At 64.5% G+C, this 3161-nt stretch carries 3 protein-coding genes; 2 read left to right on the top strand and 1 reads right to left on the bottom strand.

Annotated elements, in window-relative coordinates:
- Window positions 1–229: 229 nt before the first annotated feature.
- Window positions 230–838, top strand: a complete 609-nt coding sequence (locus tag AC1DT2_RS19210) for a hypothetical protein (protein WP_477298073.1) — start codon at window positions 230–232, stop codon at window positions 836–838.
- Between the two features lie 77 nt (window positions 839–915).
- Window positions 916–1629: a hypothetical protein gene (locus tag AC1DT2_RS19205; RefSeq protein ID WP_477298072.1), complete on the top strand. Its 714-nt coding sequence runs from the start codon at window positions 916–918 to the stop codon at window positions 1627–1629.
- A 182-nt stretch (window positions 1630–1811) separates the two neighbouring features.
- Here AC1DT2_RS19205 and AC1DT2_RS19200 read toward each other — a convergent pair.
- A partial coding sequence (locus AC1DT2_RS19200) for a helix-hairpin-helix domain-containing protein (protein WP_477298071.1) occupies window positions 1812–3161 on the bottom strand: 1350 nt, incomplete at its 5' end.

Here is a 3161-nt window from a genome sequence, read left to right as displayed (position 1 = left end):
GGGTGGCGCGGGGCGTCAGTGTGCGCCGGGGTACGGTCGGGCGGTGCCTGCCTAAGTGATTGAATGCAAAGTCGTCGCGACCGGCGGATGGAGCAGGTGAGCCCTTGCGTTGGCCGGGGCATGCACTGAGAAGTTTGTCAGCGAACGGCGCGTCAGTTGTAGGGCGCGCCCAATTGCGCCGGCAACTTTGCTGGAATGGCGTTCCCCCCCCGACGATCAAGGAATGATCATGAAAGCACTCCATTTGCGCCATCGCCGACTGCTCGCCCTTGGCCTTGGCGCGCTCTCGTGCGCGGGCTCGGCTCTCGCCGGCAACGGGCCCGATCCCTCGCGCCTTCCACCCTGCCGGCCGGGCGGTGACGCGGATGCCTGCAACCTGCCGGTAAAGAGCCATCAGTTCGACAGCCTGCAGGGCTGGACGTCCGCGTCCGGCCTGCCGTCCATCGGGTATGACGAACTCGGCAATGCCTACGCTGCGCTCTACACCGGAGCAACCATCAGTCAGGCCGTCTACGCCCATTTCGGAAAGTCGCCGAACGATCTCGCCTACGCCTTGCGATTCCGCGTCCGATCCCACAATGGCGACAACCAGGTGAGGGCGACGCTGTCCATGAGCGATGCCTACGGTAAGCAGACACGGCCCATCGGCTCGACGACGGCGGTCGCTCGCCAGGGCGAATGGAGCATGGTCGAGTTGGTCGTGAACGGCGTGCCGTTCGCCGCCCCGGCGCATGTCTTGCTGGAGATTGCCAGCGAAGGCGGAAACCACGACACGGTACAGATCGACGACGTGTATCTGGTCGAGTCCGACGGTGCAACGGCGCTAAGCACCCGCTAAATCCTGCCTCCGACGGGAGGGCATGCGAAGCCGATTCGCAGGGAAAGGAAGTCCGTCATTTCAACCAAGGAGACAACATGAAGATCAAGAAGTCTGTGATTTGTTGCAGCATGCTCGGGTTCGCGCTGGTGGCCGCTCCGGCACAGGCGTCCATCGGGGCGATCGGCCTCGTTGCGGTGCACGTGGCGAACCTCGCCATCCAGCTCAAGGCATGGGAGCTGAGGCAGTCGATACCCCGCGGCATGGTCGTCTGCGCCGACAGCTGGAGCCAGGATGTGTGCCGCGCGGGGCTGCCAAACGGTGACTTCGAAGACCCGAACCAACCGGAGCTCCTCGCGGGTTGGCTGCTCGACTCGCCCAAGCGCGCGCCGGCCCCGTACCTGGGCCGGACGCCTGATTCGAAGGTGCTGGCTATGCCGCAAGGCGCGGTCGCCCTCACGGGTGTCATCCTGACGCCCGGATCGACGCTCTCGCCCGCGCCGCAGAAGTCGTATACCGTCAAATTGCGTGCGCGGGGGTCGGGTGCACTCCCTGCAAAGCTCGCGGTCGGGCTGCTCGTTTCCCATCCCGATCGCCCGTCCGAGGAGTTGCGCGGCCTGGCTGCCACCACGCAAACGGTTGGCTGGGACTGGGCCGACATCGAATTCAAGGTAGATGGCGTGACCTTCCCGGAGCCTTCGATGTTGATCGTCAGTCTCCAGCGCACGGACAACAACACGTCGACCCTGCTCCAGGTCGATGACGTGCGCATCGTGCGTACGCGCTTGGGTGTTACGCCGCCCGCTGAGTAAGCGGGACGGAATATGGGAGCCACTTCAGCGGCAAATAGAGACATGTGGGAGCCGCTTCAGCGGCGAAAAGCCAACGAAGCGGAGACGCCGCAACGCCAATCGCCGATAAATCGGCTCCCACACGGCTCCCACGCGGCTCCCACACTCGAATCGGCTCTCACACGTTCATCGGATCCTGCGCCTCAGTCGGCGGGACGAACCAGCCGTAGCTCGGTGCCAAGGACACCGGGCAACGCGCGCAACGTGCGCATAAGGTCGGGCAGGGCGCGCACGCGCCATGCCTCGCCCAGCTCGAAGCTCGCCTGTCCGATGTCGTTGCGGTAACCGGAAAGCATCAGCGGCGTGCGTCCACCGCGATAGCTCATCAGTGCCTGACGCAGATGTTGCGGGAAGTCCGGGCCGATGCCATTGAGCTTCAGCGTCAGCAGCCGGCCGAAATGTTCCATGGCTTCCGCCAAGGCGTATGCCTTGCGGGCACGCAGCTGGTAGCCGCCGGCGAAGTCATCGATACGCAGGCCGCCCTCGACCACGATGAGCGTACCGCGGGTAAGTAGCGGCGCAGCTTCAGTGAACACTTCGCGGAAGAAGCTGGTTTCCAGCAGGCCGGTGGCGTCTTCGATCTGCACGAAGGCATCGCTGTCGCCGCGCTTGCGCATGCCGACCACCATGCCGGCCACGGTCCACGGTGTTTCCGGACCGCGACGGAAACGGCTGGCATTCTCGTCGTCGTCGTTACGGCGTGGCTTGGGTGGCTGGTAACGTTGCGGAATTTCGCCGATCGGGCAGCTCGACAACTGCGCCAGCTCGCCCTTCCAGGGATCCGTGGGATGACCGGAAAGGTAATGGCCGAGCGTATCGTGCTCGCCCTGCAGGAGTTGTTCGAGCGGCCATTCGGGAACGGCACCGGACAGTTCGATAATGCTCGGTGTTTCCGCCGCGCCGAAGGCGTTGCCGAAGATGTCGACCTGGCCGGAAGCGCGGTTCTTCGCCTCCTGGTCGGCGGCACGCATGGCTTCGGGCAGATGCATGATGAGCGTGGCGCGGTTCTCGCCTAGCCCGTCGAGCGCGCCGGACTGCACCAGCGCTTCCATCGTGCGCTTGTTGAGCTTGTTCGAGCCGACGCGCTGGCAGAAATCGACGAGCCCACGGTAGGGACCCTTCGCCTTGCGCTCGGCGACAATCTCCTCGCAGATGCCCTGGCCGACGCCCTTGATCGCGCCCAGGCCGTAACGCACGACCTTCGGTTCCACGGCCTCGAACATCCAGTCCGACGCATTGACGTCCGGCGGCAGCACCTTGATGCCGATCGCGCGCGTTTCTTCGAGGAAGGTGACGGCCTTCTCGGTGTTGTCCATGTCCGACGAGATCGTCGCGGCCATGAACTCGGCGGGGTAATGCGCCTTCAGCCAGGCCGTCTGGTACGACACCAGCGCGTAGGCGGCAGCGTGTGATTTGTTGAAGCCGTAGCCGGCGAACTTCTCCATCAGGTCGAAGATCGCATCGGCCTTGATCGAATCGATGCCGTCCTTCGC

This window comes from Luteibacter sp. P4_E6 (assembly GCF_056401535.1).
This window is presented reverse-complemented; position numbering and strand designations above follow the sequence as displayed.